The following is a 223-nucleotide window of genomic DNA, read 5'->3' on the forward strand; positions in this document are numbered from 1 at the left end:
TTTTTCTATTATTTCCTCTAGTTTTTCTTCTTTAATTCCTTTATTTAGTAACAACTTTATTGTTGATGGTAATTCTTTACTTGCTTTCTCTGCTAATATTTTAGCTAAATTACTTGCTCCTTTTTTTGTCCAGCTTGTTTTATTTCCTTTCATTCTTTGTGCTAATATATCACATATATTATGCTCCATAGTTCCTAGGTTTCTGTATTTTACACCTTTCGGT

General features: G+C 28.3%; 1 pseudogene. It reads right to left on the reverse strand.

Going from position 1 to position 223, the window contains the following annotated elements:
• Positions 1 to 189 (reverse strand): annotated as a pseudogene (locus tag L21TH_RS14590) (ISLre2 family transposase); the annotation flags it as partial.
• Positions 190 to 223 lie beyond the last annotated feature (34 nt).

The organism is Caldisalinibacter kiritimatiensis, assembly GCF_000387765.1.
Classification (GTDB): Bacteria; Bacillota; Clostridia; order Tissierellales; family Caldisalinibacteraceae; genus Caldisalinibacter; species Caldisalinibacter kiritimatiensis.